The following is a 24,546-nucleotide window of genomic DNA, read 5'->3' as shown; positions in this document are numbered from 1 at the left end:
GTACGGACACATCCGGAGAGGCGTTCACCCCTACGCGGCCTCCTCCACCGCGGCGCCCCGGGGCCCGTCGAACTGCGTGCGGTACAGCTCCGCGTACCGCGTCCCGGCCGCGAGCAGTTCCTCGTGGGTGCCCCGTTCCACGATCCGGCCGGCCTCGACGACCAGGATCTGGTCGGCCGCCCGGACCGTGGACAGCCGGTGGGCGATCACGATGGCGGTGCGGCCTTCGAGGGCTTCGGTGAGGGCCTCCTGGACGGCGGCCTCGGAGGTGTTGTCGAGGTGGGCGGTGGCCTCGTCGAGGATGACGACGCGCTGGCGGGCCAGCAGCAGCCGCGCGATGGTCATGCGCTGGCGTTCGCCGCCGGAGAGACGGTAGCCGCGCTCGCCGACCACGGTGTCGAGGCCGTCGGGCAGCGACCGGACGAGGTCGTCGAGGCGGGCCCGGCGCAGGGCGTCCCACAGGTCGTCCTCCGTGGCCCCGGGGCGGGCCAGCAGGAGGTTGGCGCGGACGGTGTCGTGGAAGAGGTGCCCGTCCTGGGTGACCATGCCGAGGGTCTCCCGCAGGGACCCGGCCGTGAGGTCGCGGACGTCGACGCCTCCGATGCGTACGGCTCCCTCGTCGGTGTCGTACAGGCGCGGCAGCAGTTGGGCGACGGTCGACTTGCCCGCGCCGGAGGAACCGACGAGCGCCACGGTCTGCCCGGGTTCGGCGCGGAAGGAGAGGCCGTGCAGGACCTCGTCCCCGCCCCGCTTGTCCAGGGACGCGACCTCCTCCAGGGAGGCCAGGGAGACCCTGTCGGCGGCGGGGTAGCCGAAGCGGACCTTCTCGAACTCGACCGCCACGGGACCGTCGGGCACCGGGCGGGCGTCCGGCTTCTCCTCGATGAGCGGCCTGAGGTCGAGTACCTCGAAGACCCGCTCGAAGCTCACCAGGGCGCTCATCACCTCGACCCGGGCCCCGGCCAGCGCGGTCAACGGCGCGTACAGCCGGGTCAGGAGCAGCGCCAGCGACACGACCGCGCCCGGTTCCAGGGTGCCGCGCAGGGCGAGGTAGCCGCCGAGGCCGTAGACCAGGGCCAGCGCCAGCGCGGAGACGAGGGTGAGGGCGGTGATGAAAGCCGCCTGGGCCGTGGCCGTGCGGATGCCGATGTCCGCGACCCGGCGGGCACGGTCGGCGAACTCCCGCGACTCGTCCCCGGGCCGCCCGAACAGCTTGATCAGGGTGGCGCCGGGCGCGGAGAACCGCTCGGTCATGCGGGTGCCCATCGCCGCGTTCAGCATCGCCGCCTCCCGCTGCATGCGGGCCATGCGGCTGCCCATGCGCCGGGCGGGGATCACGAACACCGGCAGCAGCACCAGCGCGAGCAGGGTGATCTGCCAGGACAGTGTGAGCATCACGGCGAGGGTGAGGACGAGGGTGACGACGTTGCTGACCACGCCGGAGAGGGTGTTGCTGAACGCGCGCTGGGCGCCGATCACGTCGTTGTTGAGACGGGAGACGAGGGCGCCCGTACGAGTGCGTGTGAAGAACGCGACCGGCATGCGCTGCACATGGTCGAAGACGGCCGTGCGCAGGTCGAGGATGAGGTGTTCGCCGAGCGTCGCCGAGAGCCTGCGGCCGAGGATGCCGAGTGCCGCCTCCGCCACCGCGATCAGCGCGATGAGCAGGGCCAGCCGGACGACGGTGCCCTCGTCACCGGCCGAGACGATCGTGTCCACGACCCGCCCGGCCAGTACGGGCGTCGCCACGGCGAGCAGGGCGGTTCCGACGCCGAGCAGGACGAAGAGGACGATGCGTCGCCGGTGCGGGCGGGCGAAGGCGCCGATGCGGCGCAGGGTTGTCAGGGCGAAGGGGCGGCGCTCCTGCTCGGCGTTCATGACGCTGTGCAGCTGCGTCCACGCTGTGGTCTCCATGCTCATGGGAGGCACCGTAGAACCTCAAGCAATCTTGAGGTCAAGGAGCTCGCACAACACCCGCGACATCCCGCACAATCGGCACGATCCCCCTCTCCCTCGTCCCTCCGCGCAAAGGCTCCGATGACGCTACCCACACAGCCGCTCCCCGCGCGCAATCCGCAGGTCCCGCTCCCGCAACCCGCTGTTGACGCGGCAGGGGAAGCCTCCGCGGATGTGACAGTGGCACACCTCCCCGAACTCCGCCCGGGACGACTCCCCCGTCGCGTCCCGGTCCGCCGCCTGCGGCAGCTCCTGTGCCTGCTCCCGCTGCTGCTCGTCACCGTGGTGGCGGTGCGGCACCGGACGGTGCTGGCCGAGGGCTTCGCGCATCTGGGCACCGCCCAGTGGCCGTGGCTGCTGGCCGCGGCCGGCGCGACCTGTCTGACCTGGGTCGCCGCCGCCTGCACCCGGCAGGGCGCGGTCGTCGAACGGCTGCCTCGACGGCGGCTGCTGGCCACGCAGTTCGCGGCGGGCGCGGCCAACCACCTGCTGCCGACCGGGCTGGGCGCGAGCGCGGTCAATCTGCGGTTCATGACCGTGTGCGGGCTTCCGCTCGCCCGCTCCTCGGCCGCCCTCGCGCTGTACCTGCTGGCGGAGAGCGTCGGCCGGGTGGCCCTGCTCGGTGCCCTGCTCATCGCGTTCCCCGGCGCGCTGCGGCTCGGCACGCTCGTCCCGGAGACGGCGTTCGGCCCGCTGCTGGCCGGAGCCGGAGCCGTACTCGTGATCGCGGTGGTCGTACTCGCCCTGGTCCGGCGGCTGCGCTCGGCCCTGGTGTCCTTCCTGCGCACCGCACTCGGTGAGGCACGCTCGGTGCACACCCGCCCCGCCCGGGCCCTGGCCCTGTGGGGTGGGTCCTTCGCCTTCCCCGCGCTGCAGGCGTCCGTGCTGGTGCTGGTGGGGCAGTCGCTGGGCCTTGACGTGCCGGCCGCGCACATGGCGGTGGCCTACCTGGCGGCGACGGTCGCCGTGGCGCTGGTGCCCACGCCGGGCGGGATCGGCTCGGTGGAGGCGGCACTGGTCGTGGCACTGGTGGCGGCGGGCGGCCCGGCCGCGGTCGCCACGGCCGTGGTCCTGGCCTTCCGGGTCATCACCGTCTGGCTGCCGCTGGTACCGGGTGCGCTGACGCTGGCGGCGCTGGTGCGGCTGAAGATCATCTGACCCTTCCCGAAGACTGAGCGGGAGTGAGTCCTGCTGCCAGGGCTCATGCTCAGCCGCGTGCTCCGAACGGTGCTGGGCACGCTGGTCTCCGCTTTCGCTCCGCGTCCGGGCGGCACGCATCTGGTGCGTGGGCCGGGGAGTGCGGGGGCGGGGCCCCTCACTCCCTCGGGACTGCGGTCCGGCCTGGACGGTCCGATGCCCGTAACGATCGCTCTTGTCGTTACGGAGCGGTGCCGTCCGTCGCCGGATCGGGATGCCCAAGGGCGCGCCGTCCGATCGCCACGACTGCCGCGTCATGGCGCGTGGTCTTGCGGGTGGGAGTGGCCGGCGGCTGCTGGATTAGGGGGCTTCTGATGGATCTCCGTGGAAGAAGGAGCGGCGTTCGGTGCGTGCTCTCGGCGTGCCGGGCGGAAGGCCTTGTAGCGGAGCTACCAGGCCTTTTGTCCGGTGCGGCGAGTGGGGGTCCCCCCTGCTCGAAGAGCTTGGGGGAGCGTGCCGGGCGTCGCGACGCCGCGGAGATCCATCAGAAGCCCCCTAGTCTAGGCGGGCCTGTGCGAGAGGGCCGGGCCGACCGCCGCGTTCCGCCACGGCACGGTGGCTCGGCTTCCTGGCCGTGGGCCGGGCGGGCCGCGGGGCAGCGTGCCCGCCGAGAGCCACGAGGGCGCCGTCCTCTTCGCCTCCGGCGCGGGCCGGCCCGGGACGTACACCGGCCTGTGAGGCAAGTTCCGTGACGGTACGTCATGTGCACCGGCTCACGCTCCGCGCACCCCGTCTCCGGTACGAAACCCCTTACGGGATGCGGCAGGATGAACGATCGTGCCGACCCCTGGTCAGGGTGGTCGGGCACCTACGGACATCCCGGAAACGAGCAGGTGACGATGTGACGAGACTTCACACCCGGCCGTCGGCGACGGCATGCGCCGCGCTTCTTCTCCCCGGAGGTGGCCGGTGAACCGGTCGCTCACCGTGGACGATCTGCTGTTCGCCGGCATCGCCCTGGGCTCGGGCCTGCTGGCGGCGTTCGCACTGCGCGTCCTGCTGCGCTGGCTGGGCCGGCACGCCGACCGCACCCGCTGGAACGGGGACGACGTCATCGTGCACGCGCTGCGGGCCGTGGTGCCGTGGGCGGCGGTCGTGGGCGGCGTGGCGGGTGCGGCGGCGGTGCTGCCGCTGACGCGGTCGGTGCAGCACCACACCAATCAGGTGCTCACCGTACTGCTCATCTTCGTCGCGACTGTGTCGGCGGCGCGGGTGGTCGCGGGGCTGGTGCGCACGGTCACGCAGTCCCGGTCCGGTGTCGCCGGTTCGGCCACGATCTTCGTCAACATCACCCGGATCCTGGTCCTGGCGATCGGCTTCCTGGTGGTGCTCCAGACCCTGGGCATCTCCATAGCGCCGCTGCTCACCGCGCTGGGCGTCGGCGGTCTGGCGGTCGCGCTGGCACTGCAGGACACCCTCGCCAACCTCTTCGCGGGCATCCACATCCTCGCCTCCAAGACCGTCCAGCCCGGCGACTACATCCGGCTCAGCAGCGGTGAGGAGGGCTACGTCGAGGACATCAACTGGCGGCAGACGACGGTCCGCAACCTGTCCAACAACCTCGTCGTGATCCCCAACGGCCAGCTCGCCAAGTCCAACATGACCAACTTCATGCGGCCGGAGGAGCACCTGACCATCCTGGTCCAGGTCGGGGTGGCCTACGACAGCGACCTCGACCACGTGGAGCGGGTGACCAACGAGGTCATCGCCGAGACGATGGCCTGCGTCGAGGGCGCCCTGCCGGACCACGAGCCGATCATCCGCTTCCACACCTTCGGCGACTCCCGCATCGGCTTCACGGTCATCCTGGGCGTCGGCGAGTTCAGCGACCAGTACCGGATCAAGCACGAGTTCATCAAGCGCCTGCACAGACGCTACCGCGCGGAGGGCATCCGCATCCCGGCCCCGGCCCGGACGGTGGCGCTCCAGCAGGGCTCGGTGGTCATCCCGCAGCAGCGCACGGGTGCGCTCGAGCCGAACGAGATCCCCTCGGTCCGGTTCGAGTGAGGCATCGGGCAAGGGCCGCTGCGAGGCCCCTGCCCGGCTGGCCGGCCAGCGTGGTCCGCACCACCCCGGCGGCCGGGGGCGAGCGGGACGGGTACGCGTCCGCGATCCGCTCGCCCAGGCCGCGCCGGCCGCCGGGCGCTCCGGAGCCGGCCGCCGACGGCGCCCGGCCACCGGCCGGACTTCCGGCCTGGGCGTTCGCGGGAAGCTGACGAGCGGGTGAGGTGGCCGGCCGACGCGGCCGCGGCCGGAGAAGGCGGGGGCGCCGGGCGTGGCGGCTCCGGCCGGAGCCACCACCGCGCCGACCAGGGCAGTCGCGGGCCGCCGGCCCGCCGCGCTGTCCGCCTGGCACGGGGCCCGGGACGATCGGTGGCGCGAAACTGGGCGTGGACCCCTGTCGAGACAAGGTCGGTCACGAGATATCTTGATGTCGAGCAATGTTGCAGACGTGGAGCGGAGCACCCGGTGACTGACTCGACCATCATCTATACGCACACTGACGAGGCCCCCGCACTGGCGACGTATTCCTTCCTGCCGGTGGTCCGGGCGTACGCCTCGCAGGCGGGTGTCCCGGTGGAGACCCGCGACATCTCGCTGGCCGGACGCATCATCGCCCTGTTCCCGGAGTACCTGACCGAGGACCAGCGCATCCCGGACGCCCTCGCGGAGCTGGGCGAGCTGGCCAAGACGCCCGCCGCCAACATCATCAAGCTGCCGAACATCTCGGCGTCCATCCCGCAGCTCAAGGCCGCCGTCGCCGAGCTGCAGGGCCAGGGCTACGCGCTGCCGGACTACCCGGACGACCCGAAGACCGACGAGGAGCGCGAGATCCGCGCCCGCTACGACAAGGTCAAGGGCTCCGCGGTGAACCCGGTCCTGCGTGAGGGCAACTCGGACCGCCGCGCCCCCGCCTCGGTCAAGAACTACGCCAAGTCCCACCCGCACCGCATGGGCGCCTGGACCCCCGAGTCCAAGACCAACGTGGCGACCATGGGCCAGAACGACTTCCGCTCCACCGAGAAGTCCGTCGTGATCGCCGAGGACGGCGCGCTGCGCATCGAGCTCGTCGGCGACGACGGCTCCACCACGGTGCTGCGCGAGTCCGTACCCGTGCTCGCCGGCGAGGTCGTCGACGCCTCCGTGATGCGCGTCGCCGCGCTGCGCGAGTTCCTGACCGCGCAGGTCGCCAAGGCCAAGGCCGAGGGCGTGCTGTTCTCGGTGCACCTGAAGGCGACGATGATGAAGGTCTCCGACCCGATCGTCTTCGGCCACGTGGTGCGCGCCTTCTTCCCGGAGACGTTCGCCCGGTACGGCGACAAGCTCGCCGCGGCCGGCCTCACCCCGAACGACGGCCTGGGCGGCATCTGGAAGGGCCTGGACTCCCTGCCCGAGGGCGCCGAGATCAAGGCCTCCTTCGACGCCGAGCTCGCCGAGGGCCCGGAGCTGGCGATGGTCGACTCCGACAAGGGCATCACCAACCTGCACGTCCCGTCGGACGTCATCGTCGACGCCTCCATGCCGGCCATGATCCGCACCTCCGGCCACATGTGGGGCCCGGACGGCCAGGAGGCCGACACCCTCGCGGTCCTGCCGGACTCCTCCTACGCGGGCGTCTACCAGGCCGTGATCGACGACTGCCGGGCCAACGGCGCCTACGACCCGTCCACCATGGGCTCGGTGCCGAACGTCGGCCTGATGGCGCAGAAGGCCGAGGAGTACGGCAGCCACGACAAGACCTTCGAGGTCCCGACCACGGGCACGGTCCGCCTGGTCGACCAGAAGGGCGACGTCCTCATCGAGCAGACCGTCTCGGCCGGCGACATCTTCCGCGCCTGCCAGACCAAGGACGCGCCGATCAAGGACTGGGTGAAGCTGGCCGTCACCCGCGCCCGCGCCACCGGCGACCCGGCCGTGTTCTGGCTGGACGAGACCCGCGCCCACGACGCCAACCTGATCGCCAAGGTCAACGCCTACCTGACCGAGCACGACACCGAGGGCCTGGACATCCGGATCCTCGACCCGGTCGAGGCGACCAAGCTGTCGGTGGAGCGCATCCGCCGCGGTGAGAACACCATCTCCGTCACCGGCAACGTGCTGCGCGACTACCTGACCGACCTGTTCCCGATCCTGGAGCTGGGCACCAGCGCCAAGATGCTGTCGGTCGTCCCGCTGATGGCGGGCGGCGGTCTGTTCGAGACGGGTGCCGGCGGCTCGGCCCCGAAGCACGTGCAGCAGCTGGTCAAGGAGAACTACCTGCGCTGGGACTCCCTGGGTGAGTTCTTCGCCCTGGTGCCGTCCCTCGAGCAGTTCGCCAAGGTGACGGGCAATGCCCGCGCCCAGGTCCTGGCCGACACCCTCGACCGCGCCACGGCGACCTTCCTCAACGAGGACAAGTCCCCGACCCGGCGCGTCGGTGGCATCGACAACCGCGGAAGCCACTTCTACCTGTCCCTGTACTGGGCGCAGGAGCTGGCCGGGCAGACCGACGACGCGGACCTGGCGAAGGCCTTCGCCCCGCTCGCGGAGACGCTCTCGGCGAGCGAGCAGAAGATCGTCGACGAGCTGGTCTCCGCCCAGGGCAAGCCGGTCGACATCGGCGGCTACTACCAGCCCGACCCGGCGAAGGCCGCGGAGGCCATGCGCCCGTCGGCCACGTGGAACGAGGTCCTGGCGTCCCTGAGCTGACGCCCGGGACCTCACCGGTCCTGACTCCGCCCCGGCCGCGCACCGCCCGGCCGGGGCGGAGCCGTGTCCGGGGCCCGGCGATGTCCGCCGTCACCACTCCCGCGTGGCGATCAGCTCCTCCACGTCCGCGTCCGGGAAGCCGTAGGCGCGGGCGAGGAAGGCGAAGTCCTCGGCTATCTCCTCGCGGGCCACCGTCTCGATCCCGCTGCCCGCCGCGTCGAACGCGGCCTCCAGACCGTTGAACTCCTCGGTGGCCGCCCGGGTCAGGGCGTACAGCGCGTCGAGGCCGGCGGGACGCTCCGCCTCGATGCGCTCGCACAGCGCCAGCAGGACCGCGCGGCCGCGGTCCACCACGTGGTCGGGGTAGTAGTCGTCCTCGTACAGCGCCCGCAGAAACGGATGGGCGCCCACCTGCTCGTTGCTGATCGGCATGACGGTCCTCGGCCTCGATGATCGGGGGTTGTGACACCTTGATCGTGCCGTACGCCACTGACAGCGATGCTGATCGACGCCCTCCGGAGCCGCCCCGTGACCGACACCCCGCACTCCTTCGAGCTCCTGCCCGGCGCCGACCGCTCCCCCGTGATCCTCCATGTGCCGCACTCCGCACGGGAGATACCGGCCGGTGTACGGGCGGGCATCGTGCTCGACGACGCCGGACTCGCGCGGGAGCTGGACCACATCACCGACGCGCACACGGCGGAGATCGCCGAGGCGGCGGCCGGGCAGGCCGGGGTCATGCCGTGGCGGTTCGTCAATCGGCTGTCGCGGCTGGTGGTGGACCCGGAGCGGTTCCCCGACGAGCGGGAGGAGATGCGGGCCGCCGGGATGGGGGCGGTGTACACGCGGACCACGCACGGCGGTGTCCTGCGTCCCGCGGACGTCGATCCCGGGCCGCTGGTCGAGCGGTACTTCCGGCCGTACGCGCGGGCGATGACGCGGGCCGTGGCGAACCGGCTGGCGGCAGCCGGGCGGGCGGTGGTCATCGACGTGCACTCGTACCCGAGCCGGCGGCTGCCCTACGAGCTGCACGGGGAGGGGCCCCGGCCGGCGGTGTGCCTGGGCACGGACTCCTTCCACACGCCGCCCGGGCTGCTGGACGCGGCCCGTGAGGCCTTCGGGGACTCGGGGCTGAACAGCCCGTTCAGCGGGACGTACGTGCCGCTGGAGTTCTACGGCCACGACCCGCGGGTGGAGGCGCTGATGGTGGAGATCCGCCGGGACACGTACATGAGCGAGCCGGGCGGTCCTGCCGGACCCGGGCTGGAGCGGCTCGCCGGAGCGCTGGCCGGACTCGTCGACGCCGTGTCCCGCTGAACCGTCACCGGCTGGAGCACTCCCGCGCGACAACCGGCGGGGCGCGGCGAGGGCGGGGGCATGACCGAGGACCACCACGCTGACCGGCCAGGTCCCGCCCCGGTGCGGGACCGGCCCGTCCTCGACCTGGACGGGACGGAGTTCGACCGGTCCTCGCGGGGCTGATGCGCGAGGGGCCGCTGACCAGGATCCGGCTGCCGTTCGGGCAGGGGTGGGCGTGACCGGCCCCCCGTCACGACGACGTGAAGCTGATCACCAACGACCTCCGGCTCGCCGCCCCCGCCGACCAGGTCGCCGGGCGCCGCGAGACGATGATCCGCGGGCCGCGGACGCTGCCCTGGGCCTGGTGAACCAGGCCGCCGCCCTGTCACCAACGTTCCCGGACAGCACACCTAGGCCCGCAGCCACTCCGTCACGACCACGTCCCCATCCGTCCGCAACCGCAGTGCGAACGGTCCGGAGAGCGGTGTGTCGCCGGTGAAGCGGCCGAGGTCGTCGGCCGTGAGGGGGGAGCCGGGGCGCGGGCCGCCCAGGACCTCGATCCGGGCCGGTTGCGGCGGCAGCACCTGTCCCATCAGCCCCTGCGCGGTCACCTCGACGTCGACGGTCACCTCGCCCGCCCGGAAGGTCAGCATCCGGGGCGCGCCGGTGACACCCCGGACCGGAAGGGCGTCGACCAGCGAGTCGAAGGTCAGCTCGGCGACGCGCGCGTCGAGGTCGTGCAGCGCGTACGCGTCGACGGCGATCTGCTGCAGCTCCGCCGGGACCGGGTCGAGGACGGCGGCCGCCTGCCGCAGTTCCTCCTCCAGCACCCCGTCGTCGAACTCCCCGTCGTCCCAGTCCTCTTGGCCGAGATCGCCACCATCGCCGGTGTGGCCTGTATGGCGGGCATCGCCGAAGAGGCCGTCGTCGTCCGCGCCGTTCACATCGCCCCCCTTGCCTCGAGCCGGGCCCGCAGGCGCCGCAGACAACGCTGGCGCAACGGCCCGATGCTGCCCACCGCGATCCCGAGCGCGGCGGACACGTCCTGGTAGCTGGGCGGTGGCGTGGCCATCAGCACGCGCAGCAACTGCCTGCACCGCTCGCCCAGTGCCTCGAACTCCTGCCACAGCCGCCGTACCCGTTCGCTCTGGGCGGCGGCCTCCTCGGAGTCGAGCACCGACTGCTCCGGCGTGCCGTCCTCGCTGACCCGGTCCAGGACCTGCGGATCGTCGGTCAGGGTCAGCCGCTGCGCGCTCTTGATGACCTTGAGGCACTCGTTGCGCGCGGTGGCCGCCAGCCAGGCGCCCGCCTTGCCGGGTTCGCGGATCCGCCCGAGGTGCTGGGCGAAGCGGAACCAGGCCGTCTGGTACACCTCGTGGGCATCGGCGTCGGAGAGCCGGTGGGCCCGTACGACGGACCACACCAGGGGGCTCAGCCCTTCCACGAGCGCCTTCCAGGCCGCCGCGTCCCCGTCGGCGGCCGCCTGGACGAGCGCGCCGGCATCAGTACGGTCCACTGCAGCCCCACCCCTCGAGTACGGCACGTCATCGTACGCCGTGGAGGGGTGGCCCCGGCCCTCACAGCCCGCGGGCCAGGCGCACGACCGGCACCGGGCGCCAGGTGGGCGGACGCAGCGCCGGAACGTGCGCCCCACGTACTTCGGCGAACTCCCCTTGACAGGCGAGCAGCTGCCGCCGGGCCGCACGCGGGGCGGTCTCCTTGTGGGCTGTCATGTGGGCTGCGACCAGGCCGGCGGTGACGGGGGTGGCGAAGGAGGTGCCGCTCCACTGCGCGTACCCCTCGAACATCACCTGGTCCGGCTTGGCGGCGTTGCCCTCGTCGCTCAGTACGCCGCTGTGGCGGGGGTGCTGGCAGGTGCATCCGTAGGAGAAGCCGTAGCGGCAGGCGTCGTACGTGGAGTGCTGGTACACGTACGGGACGGGCGCGTCGAAGCCGGTGAGGGTGCTGGTGAGGCGCTCGCCGGGGGCGTAGACCTTCACCCAGGGGCCGTGGTTGGTGAAGCAGGCGCCGAACTCGCCGTCGCTGCGCAGGGCGCCGACCGACAGCACCGAGTCCTGCCAGCCGGGCAGATCGGCGTAGGCCGCGGGCCAGAAGGGCGTGGCGCTGCCGTTGTTGCCGGCGGCGGCGACCAGCAGGGTGTGCTGCTCGCGCAGTTCCCGCATGAAGTTCTCGACGCCGAGCAGGCCGTCGGTACGGCCGTTGGAGGTGCCGGCGGAGAGGCTGAGGACGTCTGGCCAGCCGCCGGCGTCGACGGCCTCGAAGAGTTTCTCGCCGAACTCGGACTCCAGGATGGCGCCGGCGTCGTTGAGGGTGCCGCGGACGGTGATGTCGGTGTTGGGCGCGACGGCGGCGACGAGCCCGGCGATGAACGTGCCGTGCCCGACGTACTGCTGGAGGATCCCCTGGTCGTCGCACTCCTGGACCTGGGCGTCGCCGTCGGTGTGGGCCAGCAGGCCGCAGGAGCGGTAGTCGTGCATGAGGCCGGTGTCGACGACGAGGACGGCCACGGCGGTGTCCGGGTCGTGGGGCGTCTGCGCGGCGGACGGGTTGGGTGGCTCGCTGAGGGGGGCGGGGACCGGTTCGTCGCCGGGGCAGGCGTTGACCGCGATGTGCACCACGTGATTGGGGGCGACCATGCGGTGCCCCGTCCGGGACTCGTGCTCCCGGACGGAGCGCAGGGCGTGGGCGACGGCACGGTCGGCGTCCCGGCCGCCCTCACCGGGGTCGCCGACCCGGATCCGGGTGATGCCGCTGCGGTTGGTCTGCGGGCCCGCCCGGCGGACCTGCTCCTGGTCGAGGTCGGGGGCCGCCGTGAAGTGCGCCCGTACGGTGTCCTCGACGACGCGGGCCTCCTCGCCGTCGCGGACGAGGACGACGCCTTTCTCGTACATGAACTCGGCCGAGTCGTCCGGTCCCGTCGCGAGGGGCACGTCCGGCATCGAGCGCTGGATCTGGTCGAACTGCTCATGGAATCGCTGTGGTGCCATGCCGTGTCCTCCACTGGTGCGACGGCGTCGGTCGGTGCCGCGGAGCGGTCGTCGCCTCTCTTCGGTCTCTTCGGCTCTTCGGTCTTCGGTCTTCGGTTCGGCTCGCTTCGGTTCTCTTCGACATGAGTCGCCGTGCGCTCTTTTGATACAGCGCCACCCCTGTGTGGGGCGGTGAGGAGGCCGCTACCATCCGAGGAGTGACAGCGGGAAGCGAGTCGGTTACGGAACTGCTGCCGATGGTGTTCGCCGACCCGGGCGAGGCTCTCACGAGGGCCCGGGCGCTGCTCGACGCCGATCCCGCCCCGCTGGACGCCTCCGTCGCGCATCAGGTGATCGGTATCTGGCAGCGGGACTTCGGCGATCTGCGGCTCGCGCTGCACCATCTGCGGCGGGCCCGGGAGTGCGCGGCCCGCGCGGACTCGGCCGACCGGGAGGCGGACGTGCTGGCCACGCTGGGCGTGGCGCTGGTGCACGCGGGCCGTACCCGGGAGGGCCTGGCGGCGTTCGAGCGGGGTGTGGCGCGCGGCGGCGGGCACACGCGGGCGCGGGTGCTGTACCGGCGGGCGTACGTGTGGTGGGTGCTGGGGCGCCATCGTGAGGCGCTGGAGGACGTCCGGCGTGCGGTGCCCGTGCTGCGGCAGGCGGACGACGTGATCTGGACGGCCCGGGCGCTGACCCTGCGCGCCACCGTGCATCTGGCGCTGGGGGCGGTGGAGCGGGCCGAGGCGGACTTCGCCGCGGCCGAGGCGCTGTGGGACACCACGGGCCAGGAGCACGACAAGGCGGACGCGGTGGAGAGCCGCGGTCTCGCGGCGTTCCGGTCGGGTGACGTGCCGGCGGCGCTGCGGCTGCTGGACGAGGCGGAGGAGCGGTACGCCCGGCTCGGGACGCCGACGTTCATGCTGAACATCCGGCGGTGCGAGGTACTGATGGCGGCCGGGCTGGCGCCCGAGGCGCTGGCCGAGGCGGACGCGGCGACGGGGAGGCTGGACGGGATCGGCGGGCAGTCCACCCGCAAGGCGGAGCTGCTGCTGGCCGCGGCGCGAGCCGCCCGCCTGACGGGAGATCCGCACACCGCGATCGCCCGTGCCGCCCTCGCGGTCCGGCTGTTCGCGGGGCAGCGGCGCACCTGGTGGGAGACGCACGCCCGGCTGGTGCTGATCGAGGCTCGGCACGCGGCCGGGCGCGTGTCGGGGCGGCTGGTCGCCGATGCCGCCGCGGTGGCCGGGAAGCTGGCGTCCTTCCAAGCGCCCGCCGCGCCGGAGGCGTCGCTGCTCGCGGGCCGGATCGCGCTGGGCCTGGGCTGGACGGCGGACGCGGAGCGGCATCTGGCCGTCGCCGCCCGCAGCCGGCGCAGCGGCCCGCCGCTGGCGCGGCTGACGGGCTGGGCCGCGCAGGCGCTGCGGGCGCAGGCCGCCGGGTCGGCCCGAGGTGTCCTGGAGGCCTGCCGGCGCGGCCTGGACGTGCTCGACGACCACCGGATGACGCTGGGCGCCTCCGAACTGCGGGCGCGTGCCACCGAACAGGGCGCGGAACTAGCGGCGCTGGCGCAGCGGGCCAGTCTGGTCTCCGGCGGGCCGCGGCGGCTGCTGGTGTGGAGCGAGCGCTGGCGGGCCACCGTGCTGTCCACCCCGCCGACCCGCCCGCCCGCCGACCCGGAGCTGCTCAGCGGCATGACCGCCTTCCGGGAGATCGCCTCCCGCGCCGAGGCCGCCCGGATGGAGGGCCGGCCCGTCCCGGCGCTGGAGCGCGAACAGCGGCGCCTGGAACGGGAGATCCGCTCCCGGACCCTGCACATGCGGGGCGAGGCGCCCGGGGGCGGTGACCGGTTCGACGCGGGACGGCTGCTGGAGCGGCTCGGCGACGAGGTGCTGCTGGTGGAGCTCGCCGTGCTCGACGGGCGGGTGCAGGTGCTGCTGTGCGGGCAGGGGCGGGTGCGACGGTTCGAGGCGGGGCTGCTGGCCGAGGCGGAGTCCGAGGCCGAGCACGTCCAGGCCGGGTTGCGGCGGCTGGCCCACCCCGGGGCGGAGGCACGGCTTCCGGTGGTGGAGGCGGCGGGGCGCCGGCTGGAGGAACTGCTGCTGGGGCGCGCGGCGGCGCAGTTGGGCAACGGCCCGGTGGTGATCGTGCCGCCGGGGCGGCTGCACCGGGTGCCGTGGGCGCTGCTGCCGTCGCTGCGGGAGCGGGTGCTCAGCGTCTCGCCGTCGGCGGGCAGTTGGCTGCGCGCCCGGGAGACCGCGCCGCCGCCGGACGGCTGCCATGTGCTGGTCCGCGGCCCGGGTCTGGCCAGCGGCGGCGCCGAAGTGCCCGAACTGGCCGGGCGGTACGGCTGCGCCACGGTCCTGGAGGGCGACGAGGCGCGGGTGCCGCGCGTGCTGGAGGAGCTGGACGGGGCGGCGCTGGCACACATCGCCGCGCACGGCACGTTCCGCGCGGACAGCCCGCTGTTCTCCTCCCTGCGGATGGCCGACGGGCCGATCGTCGTGCACGACTTCGAGCGGCTGGACCGCAGCCCCTACCGGATCATCCTGTCCTGTTGCGACACCGCGCGCCTGGCGTCCGTGGGTGCCGACGAACTGCTCGGCCTGGTCACGGCGTTGCTGCCGCTCGGCACGGCCGGGGTGGTGGCGTGCAGCGCGCCCGTCAACGACGCCGCGGTGGTGCCGCTGATGCTCGCCCTGCACAAGGGCCTCGACGCCGGCCTGTCCCTGGCGGAGGCACTGCGCGACGCCCGGTCCGCCCTGCCGGGCGACGCGCTGCACCAGGCGACGGGCTGGGCGTTCTCGGCGTTCGGGGCGGCCTGACCCGTCCCCTGCGCGGGTCAGGCCGCCGGTCCGGGTGCGGCTCGGGGGGCGCCGGTCCGCGGATGGCTCGGGGGCCGCCGGTCCGGTTGCGACTCGGCTCTGCGGCCCGGGAATGGTTCAGCTCTTCGGTTGGGTACGGCTCAGGCCGGCTGGGCCTGGTGCGTTTCCGTCAGCCAGGGCAGGGCGCCGCGGTCGCTCGCGCCGAGCCGGGTGTAGGCGCTGTACAGGTGGTTGCCGACGGTGCGGATCGACAGGGTGAGGCGTTCGGCGATCTGCCGGTTGCTCAGCCCCGCGGCGGCGAGGGTGACGATCTGCCGCTGCCGGGCGGTGAGTTCACCGAGGACCAGCCCGGACAGGGCGGGCGTGCGGGCATCCTGGCAGCGCCGGGCGAGGGCGACGGCCCGGGTCCGGGAGTGCCGGGCGGCGCGTGGATCGCGGTGTGCGCCCACGGCCTGGGCGTACGCCTCGGCGGCGAACAGCGTGAAGCCCCGCCGCTCCAGTTCCCCGGCCACCTCGTCCAGGGCGGGGCCGTCGGCCCGGGTGAGCGCGTCGGCGTGCCGGGCGAACACGCCGCCGAGCCGGTCGATGACCTTCTCGGGGGCGCCGAGACGGACGGCGTCGTAGGGGTCGGTGAGGGTTTCCAGGTCGAGGTCGTCCGGGCTGTCCAACGGTGCGGTGGCGCGGGCGAGTTCCTCCCGGCACGAGGCGTCGTCGGGATCGCCCCGCAGGCCCTCCCGCGCCCAGGCCACCGCGTCTCTCGACTCCCCCCGCAGCCGGGCGAACCGGGCGCGTACGGCGGCGTACCGGCCGGGCAGCGGGCCGCCCTCGGCGACCAGCCACTCCCCCACCGGCGTGGGCATCGCCCGTACGTCGTCCTGGCTGATCCGGCGGGCCAGCTCGGCCGACTCGGAGTCGAGCGCCGGGGTGTACGCATCCGGCGTCCGGGCCAGCCGGCGCGCCCGCAGCCGGCCCGCCGCGGCCCTGAGCACCGGGCCGTACAGGGGGTGGGCGAGGCGGACATCGCCCAGGTCGTCGACCTGGATGAGGCCGTCGGACTCCAGGACTTCGAGGGCCTCGAGGTCCAGTTCGCCCAGTGCCGGCGGCAGAGGCTCGGCGAAGGCGAGGCGGTCGAGGGTCTCCCGTTCGAGCGGGCAGGTGCGGCCGAGGACGGAGGCGGTGCGTTCGCGGACGGCGGTGGTCAGCGGCACCGGGCCCCGCCATGCCCGTTCGCCGGTGCCCGGCACCGGGGCCAGCAATCCGCGGACCGCCCCCAGCAGCTCGCGCAGCAACCGCAGGTCGCCCTGGCTCAGGCGCAGCAGCCGGTGGACGGTGAGCGGTTCGAGAGGGCCGGCCCCCGCGGTGAGCAGTCGTGCGGTCTCCTCCTCGGGCAGCCGTTCCAGGGCGAGACGCGGCAGGAGCTCACCGGTCCACAGCCGGGAGATCGCGCCGGGCACCGGGGTGCCGTCCGTGACGACGACCAGCAGGCGGGTGCGGCCGTACACGGCGAGCTGGTGGACCAGGGCGGCGGAGGCGTCGTCGAGCAGATGGGCGTCGTCCACGGCCAGCGTCCGTACCTCCGACAGGAGCTGGACCGCGCGGTGCAGGGTGACCGCCTCGGGCAGCAGATGGGCGAACGCGGCGAAGGGGATGGTCCGGCTCTCGGGCGTGCCGGCGGTCCGGGCGCAGTCGGCGCCGCGGACCGCCTCGGTGACGAGGCGGGTCTTGCCGCAGCCCGCGGGACCCGTCACCACGATGCCGCGGCGGGTGCCGGTCAGGGACCGGCGGACCAGCTCCAGTTCGTCCTCCCGCCCGGCGAACGGCCAGGGCAGTTCCAGCGTCGTCGCGTCCTGCTCGTAAGTCGTCACACAGACATGAGCGCGACTACTCAGGTTTGATACAGGGCGACTTGAGTAGCCCCCGACTCAGGCGCCCGGGGCGGGCCGCACGGCAGGCTGTGCCCCATGACCGCACGCTACTGCTCGCTGGCCCAGGCGCCGGCGCCCGCCTTCGCACCGGGGCTGGCAGCCGAGCGGCTGAGCGCGCTCACGAGCGGTCGGCGGATGTGGGTCAACGGCACCGTTCTGCACTACTGGTTCTTCGACGGCGACACCGACGCGTCCGTCATCCCCGTGCCGGGGACGGGGATGACGCGACGGGTGTCGTGGGCCGGGGGACGGGAGCAGCGGGACGTCGTGCGCGCCTGCTTCCGTGAGTGGCAGGACCTCGGCATCGGGATCACCTTCGCCGAGGTCGACGACCGCTCGGAGGCCGAACTGCGCATCGGTTTCCAGTCCGGCGACGGCTCCTGGTCGGTGGTGGGCCGGGACGCGCTGCCGGCCGGACGGCACGAGCGCACCATGAACTTCGGCTGGGACCTGACCGCGCCCGGGGAACGCGCGACGGCCCTGCACCAGATCGGGCACGCGCTCGGCATGCTGCACGAGCACCAGAGCCCGTTCGCCGGCATCCACTGGGACGACGAGGCCGTGTACGCCGAACTGGCGGGCCCGCCGCACCACTGGAGCCGGGAGCGGACGCACTACAACATCCTGCGCAAGCTCGGCCCCGACGAGGCCAACGGCTCCGTCTGGGACCCGCAGTCGATCATGGAGTACCCGTTCTCGCCGGGGCTGATCCTGGAGCCGGAGGAGTACCGCGGGGGCCTGCGTCCGCCCGGCACCCTGTCCGCCGCCGACAAGGAGTTCGCGCTCCGCTGGTATCCGCCGGCGGATGCCTCCCGCGGCTCGGAAGGGCTCGACCGGGGCGAGGACCCCCTCGGCCCGCCCGCGCTGGTGCCGTTCCGCTCGGCGCCGCTCGGTCTCGGCCCGGGCGACCAGGCCGACTTCGTCATCGACCCGCCGGAGACCCGTACGTACACGCTGGGCACCTTCGGCGACAGCGACGCCGTCGTCGTGGTCTTCGAGGACCGGGACGGGGAACCCCGCTACCTCGCCGGCCGGGACGATGGAGGGACCCCGCACAACGCCACGATCGGCGCCCGGCTCGTCAAGGGCCGCCGCTACATCGTCCGCATACGCCTGTACTCCGCCTGGGGTTCCGGCGAGACGGCGGTGATGTGCTGGTGACGGCACACATGCGCCGCGCGGACATCTGAGCCACAGTCCGGCACCGGGGGAGCGGTCGAGGACGTCGCCCATGGGGGTGGGTGACGTCCTCGACCACGCCATGCCCGAGGCCTCACCCGAGGTGGCGGCCGAAGCAGCCGCGGGAACGACGGGAGCACGAAAACAGAGGCCGTATCGGCGTGTTTCCGATACGGCCTCTGCTTCGCTGCCTCACACGTCGGGACGACAGGATTTGAACCTGCGACCCCTTGACCCCCAGTCAAGTGCGCTACCAAGCTGCGCCACGTCCCGATGCGCCTCGCGCGGCTGACCCGCGTGATCGTGCAGGTCAACCCTACCGCATGCGGAGAGGGACGCGGTTTCGCCGCCCTGCGGGCGGGCTGTGCGCTGCGGGTACGGGCCGGGCATCGGCCCGGCGGGCTCCGGTGGTTCGTCCCGGGGCCCGCGCCGGCGGCCGATCTGGGCCCCGGTCCAGCCGGCGAGGCCCGCCGTCGAGACGGCGACGGCGAGGACGGCCCACCAGGGGAGTTCCGCCTTGGTCGCGTGCCCGGCGCAGGCCGCGACGGCCAGCGGTGCCGTGACGGCGCCCCCGGTCAGTCCGGCTCGCCGGACGGGTCGCTGCCGCGTCTCGTCCACGTCCTGGTCCCCCTTCGTCCGCGCACTCGTACACCCGGCGATCCCAACGCCCGGGCATATGCCGCAAACAATACGCGAATCGGCGGGAACTCCCGACCAGGGCATAGGGGTTGAGACGGCCCGAGACGGACACCCGGGACTCCTTCCGGTCCGCTCCTCCGTCTGCGGTGAACACCGTCGAGGACACGCCGGCCGACGCGGAGGCCGGGCCGCCCCTGGCCGTGACGGAGCGGCCGCCGGGACCCCACACTCGGCCGAGGCCGCTCCCCCGCTCGCCTGCTCTCCCGCTCGCCGGGGCCCGTGCCCGGCCAGACCGTCTCCGGGGCATCCGAGGTGACCGAAGAGGGCTTGCGCGAGGCCTACGCGATCAACCGGTGAGCGGAGGCGCCGTCGAACCCCGGATCTCCAGTGCGGGCGTGGCGAGTTGGACCCTGCCCGCTCCGCCGGCGCCCTCGAGGCGCTCCAGGAGGCAGTGGGCCGCGCGGCGGCCGACCTCGTGGCTCGTATTGTCGACCGTCGTGAGCCAGACGTGCCGCAGGCGGGCGATGCTCGTGTTGTCGTAGCCGACTACGGACAGGTCGCGCGGGACGCGCAGCCCCAGTTCCCCGGCCGCCGAGAGCACGCCGATGGCGGCTATGTCGTTGACGGCGAAGACGGCCGTGGGCCGCTCGGGGCCGCTGAGCAGCCGGACGGTCGCGCGGTAGCCGCCCTCCTCGGTCATGTCGCTCGGCTCGACGACCGCATGGTCCGCGAGGCCGTGCCGGCGCGTCGTCGCCTCGAAGCTCCGGCGGCGCAGTTCGCCCACCGCGCCGTATCCCGCGATGTGCGCGATGCGTCGGTGCCCGAGGCCGATCAGGTGCTCGGCGGCCAGCCGGGCGCCCTGCTCGTCGTCGCCCGCCACGACGTCGACGCCCGGCGGCGCCGGCTCACGGGAGCCGGCCAGCACGACCGGGATCCGCTCGGCCACCGCTCCGAGCGCCGCCGGGTCGGGCAGGGTGCCGACCACGACCAGTCCGTCGACGCGCAGGTCCAGCAGCGGGTCCGCCGGGTCCTGGCCGGTACGGCGGTTGAGCCGGGCGTCGGCGAGCAGCATCCGCAGGCCGTTGGCGTGCAGCAGGGAGTTCAGGCCGTCGAGGAGGTCCACGAACCAGGGGTTGCGCAGGTCGTTGAGGAGGACTCCGATCGTGCGGGTGCGCTGCTCGCTGAGGCTTCGGGCGGCGGCGTTGGGCCGGTAGCCGAGCTCCCGGGCGGCCCGGAGCACGGCTTCCCGCTTCTCCGGGCGCACCTGGTCGGAACCGCGCAGCACCAGGGAGACCAGCGACTTGGAGACGCCGGCCCGTTCGGCGACGTCGCGGATGGTCGGCGGTCTCATGGCATGGACCGTTCCATGAGGGTCGGCGGCTTGTCAAAGGGTTGACAGCGAAGGGAAACCGCGCCCAGGGTGACCTGGACAGGTTCTGGAACGGTCCAAAGAGGGGCTCTCATGGTGGACACGCTCGGCGTCGCCGTCATCGGATTCGGCTGGATGGGGCGGGTGCACACCCAGGCGTACGCGCGCGTGCGGCACCACTATCCGCAGCTGCCCCTCGTTCCGGAGCTGGTGACGGTCGCCGAGGAGGTGCCGGGCCGGGCGGAGGAGGCCGCGGCCCAGTTCGGCTTCGTCTCGACGACCCGGGACTGGCGCGAGGTGGCGGCCGACCCGCGGGTGAAGGCCGTCAGCATCACGGCGCCCAACTTCCTGCACCGCGAGATCGGCGTCGCCATGGCCGAGGCGGGCAAGCACATCTGGATCGAGAAGCCGGTGGGTCTGACCGCCGAGGACGCCGCCGCGGTGGCGGGCGCCGCGGCCGAGACGGGCGTGCAGGGCACGGTCGGCTTCAACTACCGCAACGCGCCCGCCGTCGAGGCGGCCCGCGAACTGATCGCCTCCGGGGAGCTCGGCACGGTCACGCATGTCCGCGTCCGGCTCTTCAGCGACTACGCGGCTCATCCCGAGGGCGCGCTGACGTGGCGGTACGAGCGGGAGCGGGGCGGCAGCGGGGTCCTGGGGGACCTGGCGTCGCACGGGGCCGACCTGGCCCGGTTCCTGCTCGGTGACATCACGTCCCTCACGGCAGACACGGCGATCTTCCTCCCGGAGCGGGCGCGTCCGACCGGCGCGACGGCGGGCCACAGCCGTGCCTTGGGCGGGGAGCTCGGCCCGGTCGAGAACGAGGACTACGTCAACTGCCTGCTGCGCTTCGCCTCCGGGGCGCGCGGTGTCCTGGAGGCCTGCCGGGTCTCGGTCGGCGAGCAGAACAACTACGGCTTCGAGGTGCACGGCACGAAGGGGGCGGTGTTCTGGGACTTCCGCCGCATGAACGAGCTGGGCGTCAGCCGCGGCACGACCTACCAGGACCAGTCCGTCACCACGGTGCACGTCGGCCCGGGCCACGGTGAGTTCGCCGCGTTCCAGCCCGGCGCGGCGAACGCGATGGGGTACGACGACCTGAAGGTCATCGAGGCCTACCGCTTCCTGCGGTCGGTCGCCGAGGGCACGGCGCACGGGGCGACGCTGCGGGACGCCGTGCACAGTGCGGCCGCGCTGGACGCGATGGCGCGGTCGGCGCGGAGCCGGACGTGGGCGGAGGTGGACTGCCCGGCGTGACGCGACGCCCCGGCCGGCTGAGGTCCGTGACCGGCCTCGGACGCGCTCACGCGGACCGGGTGAGGTCCAGGACCGGCCCAGAGACTCCCTCCCACAGACCAGCCGAGATCCGGAACCGGCCCAGACGCCCTCCCACAGACCGGCCGAGATCCAGGACCGGCCTCAGACGCCCACCCGCAGACCAGCCGAAGCCCAGGACCGGCCCCAGACGCCCTCCCACACACCAGCCGAGATCCAGGACCGGCCTCAACCGGTGCTTTCGAGCCGCCGGCCCAGATAGGCCTTCGCCGGGACGAGGACGAGCCACATCCACATGATCCCGGGGCCGGTCACGAAGACCAGCGGCACGGTGACGAGGAAGACCACCACGATCGTGGCGCTGTCGACGAGGTAGAGCGGGGTCGCGGCCTCGGAGGGCGTGCCGTGCCGCAGCCAGGGGCGCTTCGCCAGGACGGCGGCCAACCCCAGATGGCAGGCGCCGAGCGCGGCGACCGCTCCCGCGTAGGCGGCGACCGACACGGACAGGCCGCCGTACTCGGCGAGCAGCCGGGTCGGGAAGGGCACGAGGGCCGCGACGCCGAGGCCGGCGACGGAGATGCCGATCACCTGTCCGTCGATCTCGCGGACGTCCTTGAAGATGCGGCGGTGGTCGTGCCAGAAGCTGCCCAGCACCCACACGCTCAGCGCGTACGCCCCGAGGTCCGGGAGCAGTTCGCGCAGGGCCTCGCGGTACGCGGTGGGGTCCAGTTCCCGGGGCACGGAGAGGTCCAGGACGAGCAGGGTGATGGCGATGGCGAACACGCCGTCGACCAGGGCCACCAACCGCTCAGGTCCGCCGTCCGGGCGCGAGGTCCACATGGGCCCGACGGTAGGGGCCGTAGCGGGTCTCCTCCCGGACCCACGCCCGGTCACGCCCCCGGATCACACGGTCGCCTGCGGCGGCATGTTGTACGGCGTCACCACCTGGATCGCCGACGGCAGGGTGGGTCCCGCCGGCGGCAGGGCGCCGTGCGCGCGCATGACGGTGTGGCAGGCCTCGCGTACGTCCTGACGGAGGTCGTGGTGGAGCACGGCGGACAGGCGGTGCTCGCGGAGCAGGCGGGTGTTGTCGTGGTCGAGGTCGTGCGCGACGAACACCGCGCACTCGCGGCCGAGGTCGTCGAAGGCCTGCAGCGTGGCGATGTTGCCGCCGCCGATCGAGTACACCGCGCGGATGTCCGGGTCGCGTTCCAGCGCGGCCCGGACGAGGTCGTACTGCGTGGCGTCGAGGCCCTGCCCCTCGGCGATCTCGACCAGGGTGCGCTCGGGGTGCCGGGCCCGCATGGCGCTGCGGAAGCCCATCTCGCGCTCCTCCTCGTTGCGGAAGAACCCGCTGCTGAGGCTGGTCAGAATGTTGCCCGGCCGCTCCCCGAGCCACTGGCCCGTCAGATACGCGGCTGTCGCGCCGGCCGCCCGGTCGTCGATGCCGACGTAGGCCAGGCGGGCGCTGGCGGGCAGGTCGGTCACCAGGGTGACGACCGGGATGCCGGCGGCTACGAGCCGGCCGACCGCGGCGGTGACCTCGGGGACGTCCGGGGCCTTGAGGATCACGCCCTGCGAGCCGCGCCGGGCTATCCGGTCCAGGATCCGCACCAGCTCGGCGACCGGGCCGGTCTCACGGAAGTGGAAGCGGGAGCGCAGCACCGCCGGGTGCAGGGACGGCAGCTCGGCCTCCAGGGCGGCCCGGATCGCGGTGGTGAAGCGCTCGGGCGCCTGCATCACGATGTCGACCATGAACGTCCGGCCGACGAGCCTGACCTGGGTGCGCTGCCGGTCCAGGTCGGCGATGGCCTGGCGCACCTCCCGGGCCGTGCTCTCGCGCACCCCTCCCCTGCCGTTCAGGACCCGGTCGACGGTCGCCTCGCTCAGGCCCGCCTGACGTGCGATCTCCCGGATCGGGAAGGGGTGGCCCATGCGCCGGCTCCTTGAGGGGTTTTTGATGGCTCGCTGCTGGTTGTTCGAGGGGTTTGTACTGACAAGAATGACAGGGCTGCGTCGCTCCGTGACTCCGAAGGGACGACGATGTCCTTCACTTCCGTACACCGCCGCGCCTGGCTGTCCGAGCAGGACTGCGACCTCGACGCGTTCCGCGCGCTGGTCGAGCGGGCGACCGATCCCGCCGACTATCCGCACGCCTCCGCCGTGGAGCGGAACGTGCTGGTCTACGACACCGGCCTGCTCGAAGGCGACCGGGTGGTGCAGGCCGAGCTGGTGCGGGCGCTGGCCGACGGGCCCGGCATCGTCGTCTTTCGCGGTGCCTTTCCCGACCCGGAGGTCGTGGACCGGGCCACCGCCGTGTTCGAGGCGCTGATCGCCGAGCAGCGCGCCTCGGGCGCGACGGCCGGTGACCACTTCGCCCAGCCGGGCGCCAACGACCGGGTGTGGAACGCCCTGGAGAAGGCGGCTCTCCACGACGCGGAGACGTTCGCCGACTACTACGCGAACGACATCCTGGCCCTGGTGGCAAGCGCCTGGCTGGGCCCCGGCTACCAGGTCACCTCGCAGCTCAACGTGGTCAACCCGGGCGGTGCGGCGCAGACCGCGCACCGCGACTACCACCTGGGCTTCCTGTCCGACGAGGCCGCCGCCGCCTACCCGGCGCACGTGCACCGCCTCTCCCCCGTGCTGACGCTGCAGGGCGCGGTCGCGCACTGCGACATGCCGGTGGAGTCCGGGCCGACGATGTACCTGCCGCACTCGCAGAAGTACGAGCCCGGGTATCTCGCCTGGCGGCGGCCGGAGTTCCGGGCGTACTTCGCGGCGCACCAGGTGCAGTTGCCGCTCGCGAAGGGCGACGCGGTGTTCTTCAACCCGGCCCTCTTCCACGCGGCCGGCACCAACCGCTCGGCGGACATCCGGCGCATGGCCAACCTGCTGCAGGTGTCGTCGGCGTTCGGGCGCGCGATGGAGACGGTGGACCGGGAGGCGGTGGCCGGCGCGGTGTACCCGGTGCTGCTCAGGCGCCGGGCCGAGGGCGCCGACCAGGCGTGGCTGGACAACGTGGTCGCGGCGAGCGCCGAGGGCTACCCCTTCCCCACCAACCTCGACAGCGACCCGCCGGTCGCCGGCCTGGCCCCGCCCTCACAGGCGGATCTGATACGGCGGGCACTGCGCGAGGAGTGGACCCCGGAAACGCTCCGGGCGGAGCTGCGGGCCGGTGCCGAACGGCGAGAGGGCTGAGGAAC

General features: G+C 73.3%; 17 protein-coding genes, 1 tRNA gene and 2 pseudogenes. 9 read left to right on the top strand and 11 right to left on the bottom strand.

Annotated features, from left to right (window positions below; genetic code table 11):
• Positions 1-30: 30 nt before the first annotated feature.
• On the bottom strand, positions 31-1,914 hold the full coding sequence (locus ACZ5TL_RS05355) for an ABC transporter ATP-binding protein (RefSeq protein WP_468588023.1): 1,884 nt from the start codon (positions 1,912-1,914) through the stop codon (positions 31-33).
• A 300-nt stretch (positions 1,915-2,214) separates the two neighbouring features.
• Here ACZ5TL_RS05355 and ACZ5TL_RS05350 point away from each other — a divergent pair, with 300 nt between their 5' ends.
• On the top strand, positions 2,215-3,114 hold the full coding sequence (locus tag ACZ5TL_RS05350; protein WP_468588021.1) for a lysylphosphatidylglycerol synthase transmembrane domain-containing protein: 900 nt from the start codon (positions 2,215-2,217) through the stop codon (positions 3,112-3,114).
• Between the two features lie 9 nt (positions 3,115-3,123).
• Here ACZ5TL_RS05350 and ACZ5TL_RS05345 read toward each other — a convergent pair.
• Positions 3,124-3,436 (bottom strand): annotated as a pseudogene (locus ACZ5TL_RS05345) (IS200/IS605 family accessory protein TnpB-related protein); the annotation flags it as partial.
• A gap of 626 nt (positions 3,437-4,062) precedes the next feature.
• Between ACZ5TL_RS05345 and ACZ5TL_RS05340 the strand changes: the two are divergent.
• Positions 4,063-5,160, top strand: a complete 1,098-nt coding sequence (locus ACZ5TL_RS05340) for a mechanosensitive ion channel family protein (protein ID WP_468587863.1) — start codon at positions 4,063-4,065, stop codon at positions 5,158-5,160.
• 462 nt (positions 5,161-5,622) lie between these two features.
• The gene (locus tag ACZ5TL_RS05335) at positions 5,623-7,842 is read left to right on the top strand and encodes an NADP-dependent isocitrate dehydrogenase (RefSeq protein WP_468587861.1); all 2,220 of its coding nucleotides are present in this window, start codon (positions 5,623-5,625) and stop codon (positions 7,840-7,842) included.
• Positions 7,843-7,932: 90 nt separating this feature from the next.
• Here ACZ5TL_RS05335 and ACZ5TL_RS05330 read toward each other — a convergent pair whose 3' ends face one another.
• Complete coding sequence (locus ACZ5TL_RS05330) at positions 7,933-8,274, bottom strand: DUF5713 family protein (RefSeq protein ID WP_468587859.1); 342 nt, start codon at positions 8,272-8,274, stop codon at positions 7,933-7,935.
• Positions 8,275-8,370: 96 nt separating this feature from the next.
• Here ACZ5TL_RS05330 and ACZ5TL_RS05325 point away from each other — a divergent pair, with 96 nt between their 5' ends.
• Together ACZ5TL_RS05325 and ACZ5TL_RS05320 are read left to right on the top strand one after the other, a co-directional pair.
• Entirely contained in the window at positions 8,371-9,159 is a 789-nt protein-coding gene (locus tag ACZ5TL_RS05325) for an N-formylglutamate amidohydrolase (protein ID WP_468587857.1), read from the top strand.
• A gap of 79 nt (positions 9,160-9,238) precedes the next feature.
• Positions 9,239-9,377 (top strand): annotated as a pseudogene (locus tag ACZ5TL_RS05320) (cytochrome P450); the annotation flags it as partial.
• Between the two features lie 174 nt (positions 9,378-9,551).
• Here the strand turns inward: ACZ5TL_RS05320 and ACZ5TL_RS05315 are convergent.
• The 3 genes from ACZ5TL_RS05315 to ACZ5TL_RS05305 form a co-directional block, all read right to left on the bottom strand.
• A complete protein-coding gene (locus tag ACZ5TL_RS05315) occupies positions 9,552-9,971 on the bottom strand; it encodes a hypothetical protein (RefSeq protein ID WP_468588019.1) in 420 nt (139 codons plus the stop codon).
• 110 nt (positions 9,972-10,081) lie between these two features.
• Positions 10,082-10,657, bottom strand: a complete 576-nt coding sequence (locus ACZ5TL_RS05310; RefSeq protein ID WP_468587855.1) for an RNA polymerase sigma factor — start codon at positions 10,655-10,657, stop codon at positions 10,082-10,084.
• A gap of 61 nt (positions 10,658-10,718) precedes the next feature.
• Entirely contained in the window at positions 10,719-12,149 is a 1,431-nt protein-coding gene (locus tag ACZ5TL_RS05305; RefSeq protein WP_468587853.1) for a S8/S53 family peptidase, read from the bottom strand.
• A gap of 197 nt (positions 12,150-12,346) precedes the next feature.
• Between ACZ5TL_RS05305 and ACZ5TL_RS05300 the strand changes: the two genes are divergently transcribed.
• The gene (locus ACZ5TL_RS05300; RefSeq protein WP_468587851.1) at positions 12,347-14,953 is read left to right on the top strand and encodes a CHAT domain-containing protein; all 2,607 of its coding nucleotides are present in this window, start codon (positions 12,347-12,349) and stop codon (positions 14,951-14,953) included.
• A 140-nt stretch (positions 14,954-15,093) separates the two neighbouring features.
• Here the strand turns inward: ACZ5TL_RS05300 and ACZ5TL_RS05295 are convergent, their stop codons facing one another.
• The gene (locus tag ACZ5TL_RS05295; protein WP_468587849.1) at positions 15,094-16,818 is read right to left on the bottom strand and encodes a LuxR family transcriptional regulator AbsR2; all 1,725 of its coding nucleotides are present in this window, start codon (positions 16,816-16,818) and stop codon (positions 15,094-15,096) included.
• 96 nt (positions 16,819-16,914) lie between these two features.
• Between ACZ5TL_RS05295 and absR1 the strand changes: the two genes are divergently transcribed.
• Positions 16,915-18,039, top strand: coding sequence for a beta-glucuronidase AbsR1 (gene absR1, locus ACZ5TL_RS05290; RefSeq protein WP_468587847.1), 1,125 nt, complete (start codon positions 16,915-16,917; stop codon positions 18,037-18,039).
• Positions 18,040-18,256: 217 nt separating this feature from the next.
• Here absR1 and ACZ5TL_RS05285 read toward each other — a convergent pair.
• Positions 18,257-18,330: transfer RNA gene (locus ACZ5TL_RS05285), tRNA-Pro, on the bottom strand.
• Between the two features lie 712 nt (positions 18,331-19,042).
• Positions 19,043-20,047, bottom strand: a complete 1,005-nt coding sequence (locus ACZ5TL_RS05280) for a LacI family DNA-binding transcriptional regulator (protein WP_468587845.1) — start codon at positions 20,045-20,047, stop codon at positions 19,043-19,045.
• Positions 20,048-20,158: 111 nt separating this feature from the next.
• On the opposite strand from ACZ5TL_RS05280, the gene ACZ5TL_RS05275 reads away from it, so the two are divergent.
• The gene (locus tag ACZ5TL_RS05275) at positions 20,159-21,322 is read left to right on the top strand and encodes a Gfo/Idh/MocA family protein (RefSeq protein WP_468587843.1); all 1,164 of its coding nucleotides are present in this window, start codon (positions 20,159-20,161) and stop codon (positions 21,320-21,322) included.
• Positions 21,323-21,568: 246 nt separating this feature from the next.
• Here ACZ5TL_RS05275 and ACZ5TL_RS05270 read toward each other — a convergent pair whose 3' ends face one another.
• Both ACZ5TL_RS05270 and ACZ5TL_RS05265 read right to left on the bottom strand, forming a co-directional pair.
• A complete protein-coding gene (locus tag ACZ5TL_RS05270; RefSeq protein WP_468587841.1) occupies positions 21,569-22,180 on the bottom strand; it encodes a TMEM175 family protein in 612 nt (203 codons plus the stop codon).
• A gap of 63 nt (positions 22,181-22,243) precedes the next feature.
• Positions 22,244-23,275, bottom strand: coding sequence for a LacI family DNA-binding transcriptional regulator (locus tag ACZ5TL_RS05265; protein ID WP_468587839.1), 1,032 nt, complete (start codon positions 23,273-23,275; stop codon positions 22,244-22,246).
• A 108-nt stretch (positions 23,276-23,383) separates the two neighbouring features.
• On the opposite strand from ACZ5TL_RS05265, the gene ACZ5TL_RS05260 reads away from it, so the two are divergent.
• Positions 23,384-24,541, top strand: a complete 1,158-nt coding sequence (locus ACZ5TL_RS05260) for a phytanoyl-CoA dioxygenase family protein (RefSeq protein ID WP_468587837.1) — start codon at positions 23,384-23,386, stop codon at positions 24,539-24,541.
• Positions 24,542-24,546: the final 5 nt, after the last annotated feature.

The organism is Streptomyces sp. NPDC033136 (assembly GCF_055578235.1).
This window is presented reverse-complemented; position numbering and strand designations above follow the sequence as displayed.

Coding starts and splice junctions, on each gene's coding strand:
- ACZ5TL_RS05355 (WP_468588023.1), bottom strand. CDS start 1,914: ATGGAGACCACAGCGTGGACGCAGCTGCACAGCGTCATGAACGCCGAG.
- ACZ5TL_RS05330 (WP_468587859.1), bottom strand. CDS start 8,274: ATGCCGATCAGCAACGAGCAGGTGGGCGCCCATCCGTTTCTGCGGGCG.
- ACZ5TL_RS05305 (WP_468587853.1), bottom strand. CDS start 12,149: ATGGCACCACAGCGATTCCATGAGCAGTTCGACCAGATCCAGCGCTCG.
- absR1 (WP_468587847.1), top strand. CDS start 16,915: ATGACCGCACGCTACTGCTCGCTGGCCCAGGCGCCGGCGCCCGCCTTC.
- ACZ5TL_RS05280 (WP_468587845.1), bottom strand. CDS start 20,047: ATGAGACCGCCGACCATCCGCGACGTCGCCGAACGGGCCGGCGTCTCC.
- ACZ5TL_RS05275 (WP_468587843.1), top strand. CDS start 20,159: ATGGTGGACACGCTCGGCGTCGCCGTCATCGGATTCGGCTGGATGGGG.
- ACZ5TL_RS05270 (WP_468587841.1), bottom strand. CDS start 22,180: ATGTGGACCTCGCGCCCGGACGGCGGACCTGAGCGGTTGGTGGCCCTG.
- ACZ5TL_RS05265 (WP_468587839.1), bottom strand. CDS start 23,275: ATGGGCCACCCCTTCCCGATCCGGGAGATCGCACGTCAGGCGGGCCTG.
- ACZ5TL_RS05260 (WP_468587837.1), top strand. CDS start 23,384: ATGTCCTTCACTTCCGTACACCGCCGCGCCTGGCTGTCCGAGCAGGAC.